This is a genomic window from Haloarchaeobius amylolyticus (assembly GCF_026616195.1).
GTDB classification, from domain to species: Archaea; Halobacteriota; Halobacteria; order Halobacteriales; family Natrialbaceae; genus Haloarchaeobius; species Haloarchaeobius amylolyticus.
The window spans coordinates 449,687-465,789 of record NZ_JANHDH010000003.1 but is presented as its reverse complement, the minus strand read 5'-3'; the positions used below and the strand labels follow the sequence as shown (position 1 = coordinate 465,789).

The window sequence follows — 16,103 nt, the reverse complement described above, 5'->3', positions numbered from 1 at the left end:
TGGTGTGGTCAGGCCAGGACGGCGAGTAGCAGGGCTACCGCCGCGGTAAGCGCCAGCGCGGCCAGCGCGGCGTGGATGGACGATTCGGCGGTCGACGGGTCTCGGCCGACGAGAGACCCGAGACGGCGGGTGGTCGCGGCGCCGGTGCGGCTCGCGGCGGCACCGATGCCGGCCGCGGTCGCGGCGGTCGCGCGGGCGAACGAGGAACCGACCGGGTGCAACACCTGGTCGACATCGACCGGGTGGATGCGCCCGAGCGGGCCCTTCAGGACGGCGAACCCGACGACGCCGGCGGCGGTCGCCGCCAGCGCCTTCGTGAGTTCGGTGGTCGCGTAGGGTGCGAACGTCCCGGGGTCGCCCGGGTGCGCGCCGAGGAAGACCCCGGGGAGCAACCCGAAGACGATGGACGGGACGGCGGCGACCACCAGGGCGGCCGAGAGCGCCAGCGGGGCGCGCGAGACCGTGATGGGCGTGGGTTCGCGGCGCACGAACGCGTAGTAGCCGAACTTCGCGAACGAGAGCGCGGTCCCGACGCTGCCGAGCACCAGGACCCACCAGAGCGCCTCGCCGCCGGCGCTCTCGGCGGCCTTCGTCACGAGGCCCTTGCTGACGAACCCGGAGAACCCGGGGAGGCCGGTGATGGCCAGGGCCGCGACGAGGAACGCCACGAACGTCACGGGCATCCGGCGGCCGAGGCCGCCGAGGTGCTTCAGCGAGTACTGGCCGGTCCGCACGATGATGGCGCCGGCCACCATGAACAGCAGGCCCTTGTAGAGGACGTGTGCCGTCAGGTGGGCGAACGCGCCGGTGAGGCCGGCCGCGGTCCCGATGCCGACGGCGACCACCATGTACCCCACCTGCGAGATGATGTGGTACGACAGCAGCCGCCGCATGTCGGTCTGGAGGATGGCCTGCGTGACCCCGTAGAGGACCATCGCGGCACCCAGCCAGACGACGATAGCGTCGCCGTCGGGCGCGACACGGGCGAGCACGTACACCGCGACCTTCGTCGTGAAGCCGGCGAGCACGACACTCGCGGCGACGTGCGGGCGCGGGTAGGTGTCCGGCAGCCAGGCGTGCAGGCCGACGAACCCGAGGTTGATGCCGACGCCGAGGATGGCGAGGGCCGTCGGGAGGCCGGCCGCGAGGCCGCCGCCGACACCGCTCCCGTACAGGAACGTGCCGGCGTCGAGGTAGTGCAGCGCCACGGCCGCGACCAGCAGCGTCCCGCCGACGAGATGGTACACCGCGTACCGGAACGCCGGCCGGACCGAATCGCCGCCGTGGTGCCAGACGAGGACCGTCGCCGTGACGGCGAGCAGCTCCCACGCGACGAGCATGGTGAGCCAGTCGCCGGCCAGCACCGCGGCCACGCCCGAGCCCATGTAGCACAGCGAGTAGGCGGTCTGGCGCGAGTCCTCGCCGGTCCCGTAGCCGTAGAGCACGTTCAGGGCCGCCACGAAGCCGAACAGGGCGGCGACGGGGCGGGTGAACGAATCGACCCGGAACAGCACCTGGTCGAAGCCGAACGGGGCGACGGCGAGGCTGGTCCCCGCCGGAGCGAGCAGCACCCACGGCACCGTCAGTGCGGTGAGCACGACGGCTGCCGCGGCGCCGACCCGGCGCGGGGCCAGCACGACGATGGCGGCCGCCAGCAGGAACGCCACCCAGGGCGGCACCAGCGTCAGGAGGTCGCTCATCCGAACACCTCCGTGACGACGGCCTCGGCCAGCGCCCAGAACGGGAACGCGGTCGGCACGAGGCCGAGCGCGACGGCGAAGCCGACGGTGACGAGGACCGGCACGAGGAGTGCCGGCGAGGTCTCGGTGGTGAGGGTGCGACGTTCCCACGTCATCGACCGGGCGTAGGCCCCCGCGGCGCCGGCAGCGACACCGTCGCTGGTCGCGACACCGCCGTCGGTCGCGTCACCGTAGCTGGCGTCCTCGATGTCGAGGGAACTGAACCCGCCGTCGGTGGCGTGCGCCGGGGCGAACGGGTGGCGGCTCGCGTCGTCGGCACTGCCGCGCTCGCCGAAGAACGCGGCGTAGATGACCGGCCAGAAGTACAGCAACTTCAAGAGCCCGGCCACGAGGTAGGCGGCGACGAGCCACGGGTGGACGCTGTCGCCCGTCCCGAGGACGAGGTAGAACTTGCTGACGAAGCCGGCGACGAACGGGAAGCCGACGAGCCCAGCCGCCGCGATGGCGAACGCTGTCATCGTCGCGGGGAGCCGGCGGCCGACGCCCGCGATGTCCGAGACGTACTTCTCGCCGGTCTCGACGTAGACGACCCCCGCGGCGAAGAACAGCGTGATCTTCATGAACGCGTGGGCGACGACGTGCAGGAACGCCCCGAACACGGCGACCGGGGTCGCGATGGCGATGCCCAGTGCGATGTACGAGAGCTGGCTGATGGTCGAGTACGCCAGCCCGCGCTTGAGGTTGTCCTGCCGGAGGCCGACGATGCCGGCGACGACCATCGTCGCGGCCGCGGCGACCGCCAGCGGGAGCCCCACGCCGAGGTCCCACGTGGTCTCAGGGCCGAACACGTAGAGGACGGTCCGGGAGAGGGCGAAGACGCCGCTCTTGACGACGGCGACCGCGTGCAGCAGGCCCGAGACGGGGGTGGGCGCGACCATCGCGGTCGGCAGCCAGCCGTGCAGGGGCACGATGGCGGTCTTGACGCCGAAGCCGACCACGAGCAGGGCGAACGCGACGCGGGCGAGCGTCGGGTCGGCCCCGCCGAGGCCGGCGATGCCGCCGGCGTCGAAGGCGACCGTCCCGGTCAGGGCGCCGACGATGACGATGCCGGCGAAGACGAGGACGCCGCCGCCCAGGGTGTACGCCACGTAGGTCCGGCCGGCGGCACGGGCCTCGGCGGACTCCTTGTGGACGACCAGCGGGTAGGTCGCGAGCGTCAGCAGTTCGTAGGACACGAACAGCGTGAACAGGTTCGCGGCGAAGGCGACGCCCATCGTCGCCGCGATACTGGCGGCGAAGGCCGCGAAGTACCGCGTCTGGGCGTGCTCGCCCAGCGCCCGGACGTAGCCGATGCTGTAGACGCTGGTGACGAGCCAGAGGATCGCGGCCAGCAGGGCGAACAGCAGTCCGGCGGCGTCGGCCCGGAGCGCGAACTCGATGCCCGCGATGGACCCGAGCGTCGAGACGTGCGTCTCGCTCCCGGCGACCCGCGTCATGGCCCAGACGACCCCGAGGGTCGCCACGGCCGCGGCCAGCGTGCTGGCTTCGCGGAGGTTCGGCCGGGTTCGCGCGGCGTAGATGCACACGATGGCGAGCGTGGGTACGGCGACCGCCGCGAGGGGCAGCACCGACGAGACGTCGGTCACAGCCACACCTCCACGACCGGGGCCACCCAGTCCGCGAGCGCGGTCGACCCGAGGCCGAGGACCAGGGTGGCGAGGGCCGCGAGTACGACGACCGCGACGGCGCGGGATTCGAGGCCGGGGACGAATCGTGCATCGGCAGGCTGCCCGCCGTCGGCGACCGCGTGGCCAGCGCCTGCCTCGCCGTCACCGTCGGCCAGGTACAGGCGCTCGACGACCCGGCCCGCGTAGGCCAGCGACACCAGCGTGCTCAGCACGACGACGGTGGCGACGACCCAGCGACCGCTATCGACGGCTGCGAGGGTGACGTACCACTTCCCGGCGAACCCGGCGGTCGGCGGGAGGCCGACGAGCGAGGTGAACGCCAGGGCGACGGCGGCGGCCGTCACGGGGGCCTCGCGGGCCTTCCCGGCGAGGTCGGCGACGGTCACGGCCTCGAGCTCGCGCTCGAACAGGCCGGTGGCGACGAACAGGCCGCCCTTCGCCACCGCGTTGCCGACCAGCAGGACCAGCGCGCCGGTGACGGCGGCGGCCGTGGCCAGCGAGAGGCCGACGAGGACCAGCCCGAACTGGAGGATGGAGGAGTACGACAGCAACCGGCGCAGGTTGGACTGCCGGAGCGTGAGGTACCCGCCCGCGGCGACGCTGACGACGCCGGCCGCCAGCAGGGCCGTCTGGACCAGCGGGACCGCGGCGAGGAACTCCGCGGTGAACACGCCGAAGACGACGCGGACCAGCGCGTAGCCGGCCACGGTCGAGCCGAGCGTCGCCAGCAGCGCGGCCACGTCGTGGGCGCTCCCGGCGTAGGCGTCGGGCTTCCAGGCGTGGACCGGGAACAGCGCGAGCTTGACCGCCAGCCCGAGCGTCACGAAGACGAACGACGTGAGCACGAGCGGCGAGTCGTAGCCGACACTGGCGAGCGCGGGCTGGAGGTCCGCCATCGCGAGCGTCCCCGTGGCGACGTAGGCGTAGCCAACGCCGAGCAGGTAGAACGTCGCGCCGACGGTCCCGACCAGCAGGTAGTGCAGCGCGGCCAGGGCGGCCGTGCCACCCCGCCGGCTGGCGACCAGCCCGTAGGCGGCCAGCCCCGATATCTCGAGGAAGACGTACAGGTTGAACACGTCGGCGGTGACGACGACCCCGGTCAGGCCGGCGACGAGGAGCAGCCAGAGGCTGTCACCCGGGCCGGTCGCGTCCTCGCGGACCGTCAGGTAGAGCACCGCGCCGGCGACCGCGACGAGCACCACGAAGATGCCCGACACCTGGTCGACGAGCAGGCCGATGCCGACCGCGGCGGGCAGGCCGCCGAGGACGTAGGTCTGGGGGCCGGACGCGGCGACCGCGGCGACGACCGCGACCGCGATACCGACCTGTGCGAGCAGGACCGCGGCGGTCGCTCGGACCGCGAGCCGCGGGTAGCGCGCCCCGAGGACGAACGGGACGATGGCCCCGAGCAGGGGGACCGCCACGAGCAGCGGGAGGAGGTGGTTCATCGCGGCACCTCCGCGCCCTCGGGAGTCTCGCCCGCCACGGCGCGCTGCTGCCGGCGGAGCTCACGAATCTCGCGCTCGTCGAACGTCCCGTACTCGTCGTACAGGCGGACCACGAGCGAGAGCGCGACCGCCGTGACGCTCACGCCGACGACGATGGCCGTCAGGATGAGCACGTGCGGGAGCGGGTTGACGTACGGCCCCTCGCCGGAGAGGAGCGGGGCGCTCCCGCCGGTGCGGAAGGCACTCGCGATGAAGAACAGGAAGACACCCGTCTGGAACAGGTTCAACCCGACGACCTTCTTCACGAGGTTGTCGTCGTCGACGAGGACGAACAGCCCGACGCCGACCAGCAGCGCGTACAGGACGTACGCGCCGCGGGTGAGCAGCAGGCTCTCGATGGTGCTCATCGGCCGACACCCCCGTTGAGCGAGTCCGCGAGGTTCACGAACAGCACGACGACGACCGCACCGACGGTCGCGCCGATGCCCAGCTCGATGGCCTCGGTGGCGTACACCGACGCCTTCGGGATGGGCAACACGTCGAACTGCAGGAAGGCCCCACCCGACGCGATGCCGGCGAGGGCGACCACGCCGAAGGTGACCAGGCCGGTGGCTGCGAGCGCGAGGAGCCGGCCGGGCGACAGCCACGCGGCGGTCGCGCGGACGCCGAAGGCGAACGCGAGCGTGACCACGACGGCCGCGGCCACGACGCCGCCCTGGAACCCGCCACCGACGGACTTGGTGCCGTGGAACAGCGTGAACAGGGCGAACGTCAGGATGAACGGCGCGAGGACCCGGACCGTCGTCGTGACGACGGGGCTGTCCGGGGTCGGCGGCGTCTTCCGGACGCCCGACTGCTCGGCCTCGGACCGGCCGTTCACGGGACGACGGTCGCTCATACGACCACCTCCCGGCCGAGTACGGCGAGCACGGCGACCGCGGCCGCGAACACCACGGCGATCTCGCCGAACGTGTCGAAGCCGCGGTAGACGACGAGGACCGCCGTCACGACGTTGTCGATGCCGCGGTCGGCCGCGTCCGTGAGGTAGTACTCCGTGACCGGGCCGAAGGCGGGCGCCTCGGCGTCCCCGATGGCGGGGAGCGCGGGCACCGTGGCCAGGATTCCGATGGTCACGAGCAGTGCGAGAGCGACAGACGCCGGGCGGACCCGGCGGGGGCGCTCCGTCGTGGTGGGCGAACCGGTCGCCGAGACGCCGCCGACGGTGGCGCCCCCGGGCTCGTTGCCACCGGCCGCACCGCTGGCGGGCTTTCGCGAGCGCGCCACCACGAGGATGAACAGCGCGGTGGTCACGCCCGCCCCGACCGCGGCCTCGGTGAGTGCCACGTCGGGGGCGCGGAAGACGACCCAGACCATGGCGAGCCCGAGGCTGTACGCGCCGAAGGCGACCAGGACGGTCGGAAGGCGCTTCGCGTGGGCGGTCACCACGGCGGCGACCGCCACGAAACCGAACAGGCCGGCGAGCACGAGGGTCTCGGGCATCATCGCTCTGTCACCTCCGGCTCCGGCACCGGGTCGGCCGTCTCGCGGGTCCACGGGGTCGCCCCGGCGAGGGCGGCCGCCCGGACGATGGCGTGGGCGGCCGTCGGGCCGGTGACGAGCAGGAACAGCGCGAGCAGGCCGAGTTTCACCAGCTCCGCGCCGGGGCCGAACACGACCGCTGCCGCGGCCAGCGCCGAGAGCGCGCCGAGCGTCTCGCTCTTCGAGGCGGCGTGGGCGCGTGCGAACACGTCGGGGAGCCGAGCGAACCCGACCACCGCGACGAGCGAGAAGAACACGCTCACCGCGACGAGGGCGAGTACCAGCCCCTCGACCGGGGTCACAGCAGCCCTCCGCGCTCGACGGAGTACCGCGAGAGCCCGAGCGAGAGCAGGAAGTTCAGCAGGGCGTACACCAGGGCGACGTCGAGGAAGCCCGGCTCGTCGAGTGCCGCGCCGAGCATGACAATGACGACGACGGTGGCCGTCCCGATGACGTTCACCGCGACGACGCGGTCCGCGGTGCTGGGGCCGACGACGACCCGGACCGCGAGGCCGAGTGCGAGCAGGACCAGGGCGGCAGCGCCGACGAGCAGACCGGTCGAGACGAGGTCGGTCATCCGGTCTTCCCTCCGGCGTTCCGGTCGCTCCCGCCGTCGGTTCGGACGGCCTGCTCGGGGTGTGGCGACCCGTCACTGGTGACGGCGGCGACAGCACGGACGAGCGAGCCCTCCAGCAGCTCTGCGCGCGAGGCGGCGGTCAGCGTGTGGACGACGAGTTCGTCACCGTCGATGTCCACCGTGACCGTCCCCGGCGTCAGGGTGATGCTGTTCGCCAGCAGCGCGCGGGCGAAGACGCCCTCGGGTGCAGGGATGCGAACCAGCGACGGCTCGATTGGGAGACGCGGGTGCAGGACGACGACGGCGAGCGCGAGGTTCGCCCGGACGACCGCCCAGAGGAGCTTCGGCAGGAAGACAGCCGCGCGCAGGAACGAGCGCAAGGTCTGGGCGGTCGGGGCGCGTTCGGTGGCGATGCGACCGAGTACGAGTGCGACGACCGCGGCGCTCACGACACCCGTGACGAGGTCGAAGGGGTCCTTGGGGTCACCGAGCGCGAGGTAGAACGCGAACGAGACGATGGCGACCGTTCCGTACCGCGCGGCCTTCCGGCGCGGCCGCTCGGTCGCCGCGGCCGCGGATTGCGGGTTCATGGTCGGTTCCTCCGCCGGTGTGGGGGTGTCGCTACGACCGACATTATTCACAGTCTGGTAAAAGTATCACGAGTATATGACCATTCTGGTAAATTTTTGGGAGATTTTATATATCACTGGAACTTATGGCTGGTATGGAGTCCGATCCGCGGTACCCCTCTGGGCGCGGTGACCGTCAGTCGAAGCCGTCGGTCCCCGGCGCCAGCACCGCCGACGACCCGCCGGACACCGGAATCGGTCCGGCAGCCCTCGGAGAGCGACCGCTGGAGAACCGGCTCTGGCTCGTCGTCGCCGGCATCCTGCTCGTGACCATGCCGGCCCTCACCCTGCTCTTGCTGTTCGTCATCCTGAGCGTGACGCGCAGCGCCCTCCTCGACGAACTGACGCTGCTGGAGGTCGCGGAGATATATCTCGTCGAGTTCGTGATGTTCGCCGTGTTCAGCTACCTGCTGTACCGGCTGCTCAGGTACAGCCTCGCGCGTGAGGGTTCGTTCGTCGGGAGCGGTACCGAGGAGGACGAGGAGAGTCGGAGATAGGCAGCGCGCCCGGATGCTTGACATGGGAGGCATCTGGATTGATGTTGGTAATGCGACTTTCTCATCCCGTGTACGAGTTCAAACCGGACGACGTAGACAAGAGACGGGCCAACCATCAGGCTGTCAAGCAAGGTGCAGACGACGTGTCTGTCAAGCGCATCGGGAACCTCGGTGAACTCGCGTTCGAACAGTTCTGTCGCGAGTACCTGCCGGTCGAGATGTGGGAGTGGAAGAACGAGGACGCGATGCGCTACTGCAACCCGGAGAGCTTCTCTGCGTACGATTTCGAGGTGTTCGGCTACGAGGTCGACGTGAAGACGTCTCGCGACGTGTCCGCGTTCACGCCGAAGTCCATCGTCGAGAACGACCCGGACGACGACATCGTCGTCATGGTCTGGCACCGTGACGCCGAAGACAGTCTCATCCTGCTCGGCTGGGAACGTCTCTCGACGCTCCACTCGAAGGTCGAGAGTCAGGCGGCGTATTCCGGTGAGGAGCCGGAGAAGCTCACGCATCTGGCCGCCCGTCCGATGAACGAACTCATCGACCTCGGCCCGAACACGGCGCACATGAACCAGAAACCCGAGAACCCCTTCGGTCCCGGCGACCGGGTGCAGAAGGCCGGGTCGGACGGGTCCTCGGTCGGCGTGGTCGTCGACGTGCTTCCACCGGAGAAGAACGAGACGGCTTTCGGCCACCAGATGGACGGCGAGGCGGTCAACGTCGCGTTCCCGAGTGCGCTCGACGAGGGCCCGGGGAAGTGGCGCGAGATCCATCCGGCCCTGCTCGCCTCGTACTGCGACGACCAGTCCGTGAAACTGTACCGGTACAACCACACGAACCTCGAACCGGCGACGAACCCGCTCGTTCCCGGCGATAGAGTCGTCAAGACCTCGCACGACGAGCCGGACCCTGCCGTGGTCATCGCCTGCTGTGAGGACGCCTCGGTCGACGTAGTGTACGAAGGACAACTCGACGGCGACGTCCCGGCGCCCGCCGAGCTGGCGGACTACTGCGACTCGAACGGTATCAAGTCGTACAACTACGACGGTTCCGACCTCGAGATGGTCCTCGAGTACTGACGGCTGGCTTCAGTCCCGAACCCGTCCACGATTCCGCGTCACGTCCGCAAGCCGCCCAGATACGTCCTCGTGGAGGTGCTCGTACCGGGTGCGCCAGTCCCAGTTGCCCTCGGCGGTGCCGGGCGTGTTGAACCGCGCCCAGGAGCCGAGGCCGAGCACGTCCTGCATGGTGGTGATGGCGATGACGGCGTCGGACCGCCAGACGGCGTCGATGAGCGCCCACTGCACGTCTTCGCGGCCGCTTTCGAGGTAGTGCTCCAGGCACTCGCGGTCCGCGTCGGAGAGCGAGTCGTAGAGCCCGACGGCGGTGTCGGTGTCGTGGGTGGTGGTGTAGCCGACGGTGTCCTCGGGGAAGGTGTGCGGGAGGTGTTCGTGGTCGTCGGCGCACCAGTCGGCGTAGTAGGCGACCTTCATGCCGGGGAAGTCGAAGCGGTCGAGCAGCGCGGTCAGGTCGGGGTCGGGGAAGCCGAGGTCCTCGGCGACGAAGGGCAGGTCGCCCAGTTCGTCCTCGACCGTCTCGAACAGGTCGTGGCCGGGGGCGTCCGCCCAGTGGCCGTCGGCGGGGCTGCCGTCGACCGGGATGGCGTAGTAGCTGTCGAAGCCCTTCACGTGGTCGATGCGGACCACGTCGACGAGGTCGAGCAGGCCACCGAGGCGGTCGACCCACCAGTCGAAGTCGTCGTCGGCCAGCGTCTCCCAGTCGTAGAGGGGGTTGCCCCACTTCTGGCCGTCGTCGCCGTCGTTCGGGGGGACGCCGGCGACCGCGGTCGGTCGGTTCTGGTCGTCGAGCTGGAAGGCGTCGGGGGCGGCCCACACGTCGGCGCTGTCGAGCGCGACGTAGATGGGGAGGTCGCCCAGTAGCTCGACGCCGTTGTCGTTCGCGTAGGCCCGGAGGTCGTGCCACTGGTCGTAGAACCAGTACTGGACGAGGGCCTGGTACCGGATCTCCTCGGCGTGTTCCTCGCGCGCTGCGGCGAGGGCGTCCGCGTCGCGCATCCGGTACTCCTCGGGCCACTCGGTCCAGAGCGCGCCGTCGAACCGGTCCTTCAGCGCGACGAAGAGGGTGTAGTCGTCGAGCCAGTCCTGTTCCTCACGGAAGTCTGCGAGGGCCTCGCGGTCGGCTTCGTCTGCCCGCGACTCGAAGTTCTCGAACGCCTCGCGCAGCAGCGGGAGTTTGTACTCTCGCACCGCGTCGAAGTCGACCTGGTCCTGCCCGAGGTCGGGGACGGCGTCGAGGTCGGCCTCGTCGAGCCACCCCGCCTCGACCAGCCGGTCGAGGTCCACGAGCAGCGGGTTGCCCGCGAACGCCGAGGGCGACTGGTACGGCGAGTTCCCGTGGGCGCCCGAGACCGGGCCGAGCGGGCAGACCTGCCAGAGCGACTGCTCCGCGTCGGCCAGGAAGTCCACGAACGCCTCGGCGGGTTCCCCCAGTGTTCCGATGCCGCCCTCGCCGGGCAGGGCGGTCACGTGCAAGAAGACACCACTCCGTCGGTCGAACCGTTCGGTCATTACTGAAGTATTATTTCATCACCGAGTAAAAAGTTTGCATCCCGGCTCAGACGGTCGCTTCGTCGGAATCCACCGCCGGCTTGACGAGCGGGAGGTCGATGTCGATGGCGTCGTACCAGACGACCGGTCGCTTCGCGTTCCCCTCGTCGACGAGTTCGACGAGGTGTAACGCCTCGAGTTCGGTCAGGTTCCGGTGCACCTGGCTCACGTCGCGGTCGACGAGCCGGGCGGTCTCGCGGATGCTCGCCGGCTCGTGCTGGACGATGGCCCGGAGCAGTTCGAGGGACTTCGGCCGGGTCACGAGGTGGACGTCGCCCGGGTCGTGGAAGACGACCTCGAACTGCGGGTCGGGCGTCTCGCCGCGGTCGAGCGCGGCGAGTGCCTCCTCCAGGTCGTCGTCGCTCCCCTCGCGGAAGCGGACGTGGAGCGTGCGGTCGGTCGTGTTCTCGGTGTCGTCGACACCAGTCGTGGCCCCCTGCTCCTCGGTCACGGCTGTTGGTACGCACTCCAACAGCAAGAGTGTTGGTGCGAACTCCAACGTCGCACCCGATTTCCGTCGGGAGCCGGCACGACTCGTTCTCGCCGCCGGAGAATCAGCGGCTGGGATATCGTCCCGTCGGACGAATATATCACATGAACAGGACACTCGTACTCGCCGTGGTAGCGCTTGTCGTACTCGCTGGTTGTCTGACGGTGACAGATGGACCAGCCGTAGGCACGACCACCGGTGACGAACTCCAGCCGGGCGAACTCGCGCCGGGGGTCACCGAGGCCGGGCTGGACAACCCCATCCGACTCCTTGAGGCACACCAGCGTGCACTCCTCACCGACGGCTTCGTCGTCCAGCAGACGACCACCGTCGCGCACGACGGGGTCGAGGAGGTGCGGCTGACCCAGACGACGACCGCCGGCCCCGGCGGTGAGATCGTCCGCCAGACCGCGAGGTCTACCGGGTACGACGCGGACGGGACCGAGATCGTCACCGACGTCGACCTGTGGCTGAACCAGACGACTCGGGTCCTCCGGCACGTCGAGGCCGGTGAGACGACCTTCGACGTCGGTGAGCGTGTCACGCTCCCCGGCGATATGGTCTGGTCCGGTGGCCTCCAGCGCGAGGTGCAGACCGCTGCGACCGCCTACCGGGTCACCACCGGGCCCGACGCGGACACCGTCAGACTCGAGGCCGCGCTCGACCGGGTCGGGTCCGACGGCGAGACCGACACGACCGTCACCCTCGCGGTCGACGACAGCGGTGTCATCCGGTCCGCCGAGACCGTCGTGGAGTACGGCGACGGCACGGCGTACCGCACGACCTACACGGTCGAGCGACTCGGCGTCACGGCGCCCGAACGACCCGACTGGGTCGACGAGGTCCCGGCCAGCGCCGCCCTCGAACTCGGCCTCGACCTGGAGTCCTTCGACGACAGCACCGTCACGCTGGTCCACACCCACGGCGACGCGGTCCCCGCCGGCTCGACCGTGACGCTCGAATCCGGGGGCGTCGTCTACGAGACCACGCTCGTCGAGCCGTTCCGCGGCGGCACCCTGACGCTCTGGGTCGACGGCGACGGCGAACTCCGGGTCGCACCCGAGGGTGCCGGCAGTGACGCGACCACCGCGTTCGGCGACGAACTCTCGGTCACCGTCCGCGCACCCGACGGTGGCGAACTGTTCTCGACCAGCGTCGGTCGGTGACAACCGCTAGTCGGCGACCCTTCGATTTCTCAATCGTCAGTCTCGACGGCCGGCGTCTTCGGCGTTCGGTCGACCGCTTCCGTGGTCTCGGTCTCGCAGGCGGCGGCTACCCTGGCCGGCATCTCACGGGTCCACCGGTAGCAGCCGTAGGCGAGCACGGCCGAGAGGAGACCGGCGACGACGACCGTGGTCTCTATCTCCTTCCCGAGACCCAGTGGTGCGAACAGGCCGAGCGACCACCAGTGGCCACCCGCACTCAGCGCGGAGACGAGTTCGGCCCCGTTCGTGTCTATCGTCTGTAACCCACCGGTCGACCGCCCCATCGCCGTGATGTAGGGTGCGAGCAGCGTGCTCGCGACGGTGACGACGGTCGTCATCATCGCACCACCGATGACCGTCCGGACGAGGTTCCCGCGGCTGATGGCGGCGGCCCACATGCAGAAGATGGGAAGGACGACGAGGTCGGCCAGGGGCATCACGACGATGCCGGGGATGACCGCGAGCCCCAGCGCGTAGGGGATGAGCAAGAGCCCGGCGACGACCGACGTGGTGTCGGCGAAGACGATGGCGCCGGCGTCGATGCCGATGACGACCGTCTCGCCGCCGAAGCGGTCACTCTCGTCGATTCGGGTCGATGCGCGGTCGACGACGGGGTCGAGGCCGTCGACGAGGAACCCCACGATCTCGGGCAACAGCGTCAACAGCCCGGCGACGTACACCCCGGTCCGGAAACTCTCGAGCGGCGGTCGCTGCGCCAGGACGCCGACGAACAGCCCGACGAGGAACCCCAGGATGACGGGTTCGCCGAAGACACCGATGCGCCGTTCGATGGCCTCCGGACTCACCTCGACGCTCCCGACCACGGGCACCGACCGCAGACAGCGGTCGATGGCGAACGCGAACGGGGCCTGCAGGACGCTCTGGGCGTGCGGGAGGCTCGTGCCCGGAATCTCGAAGTAGGCCTGCCCGAGTTCAGCGGTCCAGTCCGCGAGCCGGAGCACGATGACTTCGGTGACGATGGCGGCGGCGAGTCCGAGCACCCAGCTCCCGGTGACCACGTACACGATTGCCGCGTTGAGTGCCCACTGCCAGTAATTCCAGATGTCCGCATCCAGCGTCCGCGTCCAGCCGACCGCGAGCAGGGCCAGGTTCACGCCGAGGCCGAGGGGGATCACGAGTGCGGTCACGCCCATCGCCCAGGCGAACCCCGAGACCGGCGCCCAGCCGATGTCGAGGCCGACGAGGTTCAGGCCCCAGACGGTCGCGAGCGCCTGTATCGTCACCGAAATCGGCCCGAGAACGAAATCCAGGAGCGCGAAGATACCCACGAACGCCACCCCCACGAGGAGGCCGGACCGGGCGGCCTCGAGTAGTGGAAGCCCGACCGCGACCCCGAGCAGGAAGACGATGATCGGCATGAGCAACGCCGGTCCCATCGCCGCGAGCAGTTCCTGAACCTGTGCGAGCGACTGTGCGCCCGCGGCGACCTGTAACCGTGGCTCGAGTGGGAGTGGCATCATCGAGGACGTTTTGCGCTCCGGTCTGTGCGGGAACGCGTTCGTCAGGAATCCGGACAGGAGCCGGTTTATAGCTGCTGGTCGGGACCCGATTCAGTCGGATTCGAAGCCGCGAGGCTCGCCGTTGATGTTCAACGCCGACCCCGATTCCTCCGGGGTGTCACCGACTGCGGGGAGCACGTCACCGAGGTCGATGGAGTCGCTGCCGAGGACGGCGAACCCGGCGAAGATGACGCCGAAGCCGAGCATCGCGTTCGCGGAGATACCCTCCGAGAGCAGCGCCCAGCCGCCGAGCGTCGCCACGATGGGCGTGGCGTAGAACACCAGGTTCGCGCGCACCGCCCCGACCTCGTCGATGAGGCCGAAGTAGGCGATGTAGGCGATGGCACCGGCGAAGACGCCCAGGTAGACGAGCGTGAGCAGGCCGGCGGGTGCGACCGTCACGGCCGAGAGCTGTTCGCCGGTCGCCCAGCTGAGCCCGTGGGTGAGGGCGGCGGCGAAGGGAAGGCCCCACGCGGTCCGGACCGTACTGGAGAGGCTGCCGTCGCCCCACCGGATGAGGACCGTCCCGAGGGCGCCGATGGCCGCACCGGCGAAGAGGACGAGCTTCCCGACGCCGAGGCTGGAGACGCTCGTGGGGTCGAACCCAACGACGAGGCCCACGCCGACGAGTCCGAGCAGAAGGCCGGCGACCACCCGCGGCGACACGCGCTCGTCACCGAGCAGGAGCGCGGCGAAGACGGGCGTCAGCACGGGGTTGAGGCTCGCCATGATGGCCCCGACCGCGCTCGTCGTGTACTGCTGCCCGACGAACAGCAGTGCGTTCGCCGCGCCGATGGCGAACACGCCGGTCGCGAGGATACCGACCACGTCGCCCCGGGTCCGGGGTAGCAGTTCACTGCGACTCCGGGTCGCGAGCACGTAGCCCACGAGGACGAGCGCCGCGATGTCGAACCGGAACGCCACGAACAGCAGTGGCGGGAAGTACGCGAGGCCCGCCTTCGCGGCGACGAAGGTCCCACCGAAGAGGACCGCTGCCGTGAGGAAGTACCGCAGGGTCTGCCGGTCGACGACCATCAGGGGCTGCCCTCCGCGCCGGGGCGCCGACGGGCACCCGCGACGACCTGTTGCCGAACCGATACCGCAGAACCGTGGACCGAGAGAGGCGTATCCATCTTGTCCCTGTCTAGCTCCTTCGGGGGCTTAGGCTCGTTTCTAAAATCTAATACGACGTGCAAGCACCGACGCGATGCACGCCAGTTTCACGAGTTGAAATCCTTTCACAGTGCGAAAGTGGTTTCAACCAGACGGACTCAGTGGCGCTATGGAAACCGCACTCGAGGAGATCGAGTTCCTGGCGCTCTCCGCGAACCGGGTGACGGTGCTGGAGCGACTCGCCGCAGAGCCACAGTCGCGGGCCGACCTCGCGGACGCGACGGGCGCTTCCCAGGCCACGCTCGGGCGCATCCTCGAGGACTTCGAGGAACGGTCGTGGATCCGGCGCGACGGCGGCACCTACACCGCGACGCCGACCGGAAAACTCGTTTCCGACGGCTTCACGAACCTGCTGACCATCGTCGAGACCGAGCAATCCCTGCGCGAACTCGTCCCCTACCTGCCGGCCGACGCGCTCGACTTCGACCTCGCCCACCTCGCCGACGCGACCATCGTCCAGCCGACGCAGACCCGACCGAGCGCGCCGCTCCAGCGGACGCTCGACCTCACGACGGCGTGCTCGGAGATCCGCAGTTTCTCACACGCCTTCAACAACCAGAGCCTCGCCACCGTCGAACAGCAGGTCGCAGACGGCGACCTCGTCTTCTCCGGCGTCTTCTCGAACTCGGCCATCGACGCGCTCACCGCCGAGTCTGAGCTGTGCCACCTGCTCAGGTCGCTCGTGGAGGCCGAGGACGCCCACGTCCGGGTCTACGACGGCGAGGTCCCCCTCGCCGTGACCGTCGCGGACGACGTGGTCCACCTGCTGTTGCGCGACGACCGCGGCATCCTGCAGGGCTCCATCGACACCGACGCCGAGGCCGTCCAGTCGTGGGCCATCGACCGGTTCGAGGCGTACTGGGAGGCGTCGCGGCCGCTCGAAGCGTCGGACCTGTCGCACTAGCAGCGACACGACTCGCGCGAGCGACCACCGACAACGACAGATTCTCGCACGAACACGTGACACGACGATTCGGTCACTTCCGTCAACAGGTTTCGATTCGTCA

The 16,103-nt window shown here is 69.9% G+C and carries 17 protein-coding genes; 4 read left to right on the top strand and 13 right to left on the bottom strand.

Going from position 1 to position 16,103, the window contains the following annotated elements:
• Positions 1-8: 8 nt before the first annotated feature.
• Genes NOV86_RS19830 through NOV86_RS19790 form a run of 9 tightly spaced genes read right to left on the bottom strand, consistent with a single transcriptional unit; the run spans position 9 to position 7,542 of the window.
• Positions 9-1,700, bottom strand: a complete 1,692-nt coding sequence (locus tag NOV86_RS19830) for a proton-conducting transporter transmembrane domain-containing protein (RefSeq protein WP_267643556.1) — start codon at positions 1,698-1,700, stop codon at positions 9-11.
• On the bottom strand, positions 1,697-3,346 hold the full coding sequence (locus NOV86_RS19825) for a complex I subunit 5 family protein (protein WP_267643555.1): 1,650 nt from the start codon (positions 3,344-3,346) through the stop codon (positions 1,697-1,699). Before NOV86_RS19825 ends, NOV86_RS19830 begins: the two co-directional genes overlap by 4 nt.
• Complete coding sequence (locus NOV86_RS19820; protein ID WP_267643554.1) at positions 3,343-4,836, bottom strand: complex I subunit 5 family protein; 1,494 nt, start codon at positions 4,834-4,836, stop codon at positions 3,343-3,345. The genes NOV86_RS19825 and NOV86_RS19820 overlap by 4 nt, the downstream gene beginning before the upstream one ends.
• A complete protein-coding gene (locus NOV86_RS19815) occupies positions 4,833-5,243 on the bottom strand; it encodes a cation:proton antiporter subunit C (RefSeq protein WP_267643553.1) in 411 nt (136 codons plus the stop codon). Before NOV86_RS19815 ends, NOV86_RS19820 begins: the two co-directional genes overlap by 4 nt.
• Entirely contained in the window at positions 5,240-5,734 is a 495-nt protein-coding gene (locus NOV86_RS19810) for an MnhB domain-containing protein (RefSeq protein ID WP_267643552.1), read from the bottom strand. Before NOV86_RS19810 ends, NOV86_RS19815 begins: the two co-directional genes overlap by 4 nt.
• Positions 5,731-6,339 carry a DUF4040 domain-containing protein gene (locus NOV86_RS19805; RefSeq protein WP_267643551.1) on the bottom strand — a complete coding sequence of 203 codons (609 nt, stop codon included), beginning with the start codon at positions 6,337-6,339 and terminating at the stop codon, positions 5,731-5,733. The genes NOV86_RS19810 and NOV86_RS19805 overlap by 4 nt, the downstream gene beginning before the upstream one ends.
• The gene (mnhG, locus tag NOV86_RS19800) at positions 6,336-6,677 is read right to left on the bottom strand and encodes a monovalent cation/H(+) antiporter subunit G (protein WP_267643550.1); all 342 of its coding nucleotides are present in this window, start codon (positions 6,675-6,677) and stop codon (positions 6,336-6,338) included. The genes NOV86_RS19805 and mnhG overlap by 4 nt, the downstream gene beginning before the upstream one ends.
• Positions 6,674-6,952: a monovalent cation/H+ antiporter complex subunit F gene (locus NOV86_RS19795; protein ID WP_267643549.1), complete on the bottom strand. Its 279-nt coding sequence runs from the start codon at positions 6,950-6,952 to the stop codon at positions 6,674-6,676. The genes mnhG and NOV86_RS19795 overlap by 4 nt, the downstream gene beginning before the upstream one ends.
• Complete coding sequence (locus tag NOV86_RS19790) at positions 6,949-7,542, bottom strand: Na+/H+ antiporter subunit E (RefSeq protein ID WP_267643548.1); 594 nt, start codon at positions 7,540-7,542, stop codon at positions 6,949-6,951. Before NOV86_RS19790 ends, NOV86_RS19795 begins: the two co-directional genes overlap by 4 nt.
• 134 nt (positions 7,543-7,676) lie before the next feature.
• Between NOV86_RS19790 and NOV86_RS19785 the strand changes: the two genes are divergently transcribed.
• Both NOV86_RS19785 and NOV86_RS19780 read left to right on the top strand, forming a co-directional pair.
• Positions 7,677-8,078, top strand: a complete 402-nt coding sequence (locus NOV86_RS19785; protein ID WP_267643547.1) for a hypothetical protein — start codon at positions 7,677-7,679, stop codon at positions 8,076-8,078.
• A gap of 68 nt (positions 8,079-8,146) precedes the next feature.
• Positions 8,147-9,160, top strand: coding sequence for a DUF7961 domain-containing protein (locus NOV86_RS19780; RefSeq protein ID WP_267643546.1), 1,014 nt, complete (start codon positions 8,147-8,149; stop codon positions 9,158-9,160).
• A gap of 9 nt (positions 9,161-9,169) precedes the next feature.
• On the opposite strand, the gene malQ is transcribed toward NOV86_RS19780, so the two are convergent.
• Positions 9,170-10,669: a 4-alpha-glucanotransferase gene (gene malQ / locus NOV86_RS19775; RefSeq protein WP_267643545.1), complete on the bottom strand. Its 1,500-nt coding sequence runs from the start codon at positions 10,667-10,669 to the stop codon at positions 9,170-9,172.
• 46 nt (positions 10,670-10,715) lie between these two features.
• Complete coding sequence (locus NOV86_RS19770; protein WP_267643544.1) at positions 10,716-11,159, bottom strand: HVO_A0114 family putative DNA-binding protein; 444 nt, start codon at positions 11,157-11,159, stop codon at positions 10,716-10,718.
• A gap of 203 nt (positions 11,160-11,362) precedes the next feature.
• Between NOV86_RS19770 and NOV86_RS19765 the strand changes: the two genes are divergently transcribed.
• Positions 11,363-12,364, top strand: a complete 1,002-nt coding sequence (locus NOV86_RS19765; protein ID WP_267643543.1) for a hypothetical protein — start codon at positions 11,363-11,365, stop codon at positions 12,362-12,364.
• A 29-nt stretch (positions 12,365-12,393) separates the two neighbouring features.
• On the opposite strand, the gene NOV86_RS19760 is transcribed toward NOV86_RS19765, so the two are convergent.
• Both NOV86_RS19760 and NOV86_RS19755 read right to left on the bottom strand, forming a co-directional pair.
• Positions 12,394-13,884 (bottom strand): PTS transporter subunit IIC, encoded by a 1,491-nt coding sequence (locus NOV86_RS19760; protein WP_267643542.1) that lies wholly within the window; start codon positions 13,882-13,884, stop codon positions 12,394-12,396.
• Positions 13,885-13,974: 90 nt separating this feature from the next.
• Positions 13,975-14,958, bottom strand: coding sequence for a DMT family transporter (locus NOV86_RS19755; protein WP_267643541.1), 984 nt, complete (start codon positions 14,956-14,958; stop codon positions 13,975-13,977).
• Between the two features lie 247 nt (positions 14,959-15,205).
• Here NOV86_RS19755 and NOV86_RS19750 point away from each other — a divergent pair, with 247 nt between their 5' ends.
• Entirely contained in the window at positions 15,206-16,000 is a 795-nt protein-coding gene (locus NOV86_RS19750; RefSeq protein ID WP_267643540.1) for a helix-turn-helix transcriptional regulator, read from the top strand.
• Positions 16,001-16,103 lie beyond the last annotated feature (103 nt).

Bases quoted from the DNA above. Each gene is read 5' to 3' on its own strand.
- NOV86_RS19830 (WP_267643556.1), bottom strand. From the start codon at position 1,700: ATGAGCGACCTCCTGACGCTGGTGCCGCCCTGGGTGGCGTTCCTGCTG.
- NOV86_RS19820 (WP_267643554.1), bottom strand. From the start codon at position 4,836: ATGAACCACCTCCTCCCGCTGCTCGTGGCGGTCCCCCTGCTCGGGGCC.
- NOV86_RS19815 (WP_267643553.1), bottom strand. From the start codon at position 5,243: ATGAGCACCATCGAGAGCCTGCTGCTCACCCGCGGCGCGTACGTCCTG.
- NOV86_RS19810 (WP_267643552.1), bottom strand. From the start codon at position 5,734: ATGAGCGACCGTCGTCCCGTGAACGGCCGGTCCGAGGCCGAGCAGTCG.
- NOV86_RS19805 (WP_267643551.1), bottom strand. From the start codon at position 6,339: ATGATGCCCGAGACCCTCGTGCTCGCCGGCCTGTTCGGTTTCGTGGCG.
- NOV86_RS19795 (WP_267643549.1), bottom strand. From the start codon at position 6,952: ATGACCGACCTCGTCTCGACCGGTCTGCTCGTCGGCGCTGCCGCCCTG.
- NOV86_RS19790 (WP_267643548.1), bottom strand. From the start codon at position 7,542: ATGAACCCGCAATCCGCGGCCGCGGCGACCGAGCGGCCGCGCCGGAAG.
- NOV86_RS19785 (WP_267643547.1), top strand. From the start codon at position 7,677: ATGGAGTCCGATCCGCGGTACCCCTCTGGGCGCGGTGACCGTCAGTCG.
- malQ (WP_267643545.1), bottom strand. From the start codon at position 10,669: ATGACCGAACGGTTCGACCGACGGAGTGGTGTCTTCTTGCACGTGACC.
- NOV86_RS19760 (WP_267643542.1), bottom strand. From the start codon at position 13,884: ATGATGCCACTCCCACTCGAGCCACGGTTACAGGTCGCCGCGGGCGCA.
- NOV86_RS19755 (WP_267643541.1), bottom strand. From the start codon at position 14,958: ATGGTCGTCGACCGGCAGACCCTGCGGTACTTCCTCACGGCAGCGGTC.
- NOV86_RS19750 (WP_267643540.1), top strand. From the start codon at position 15,206: ATGGAAACCGCACTCGAGGAGATCGAGTTCCTGGCGCTCTCCGCGAAC.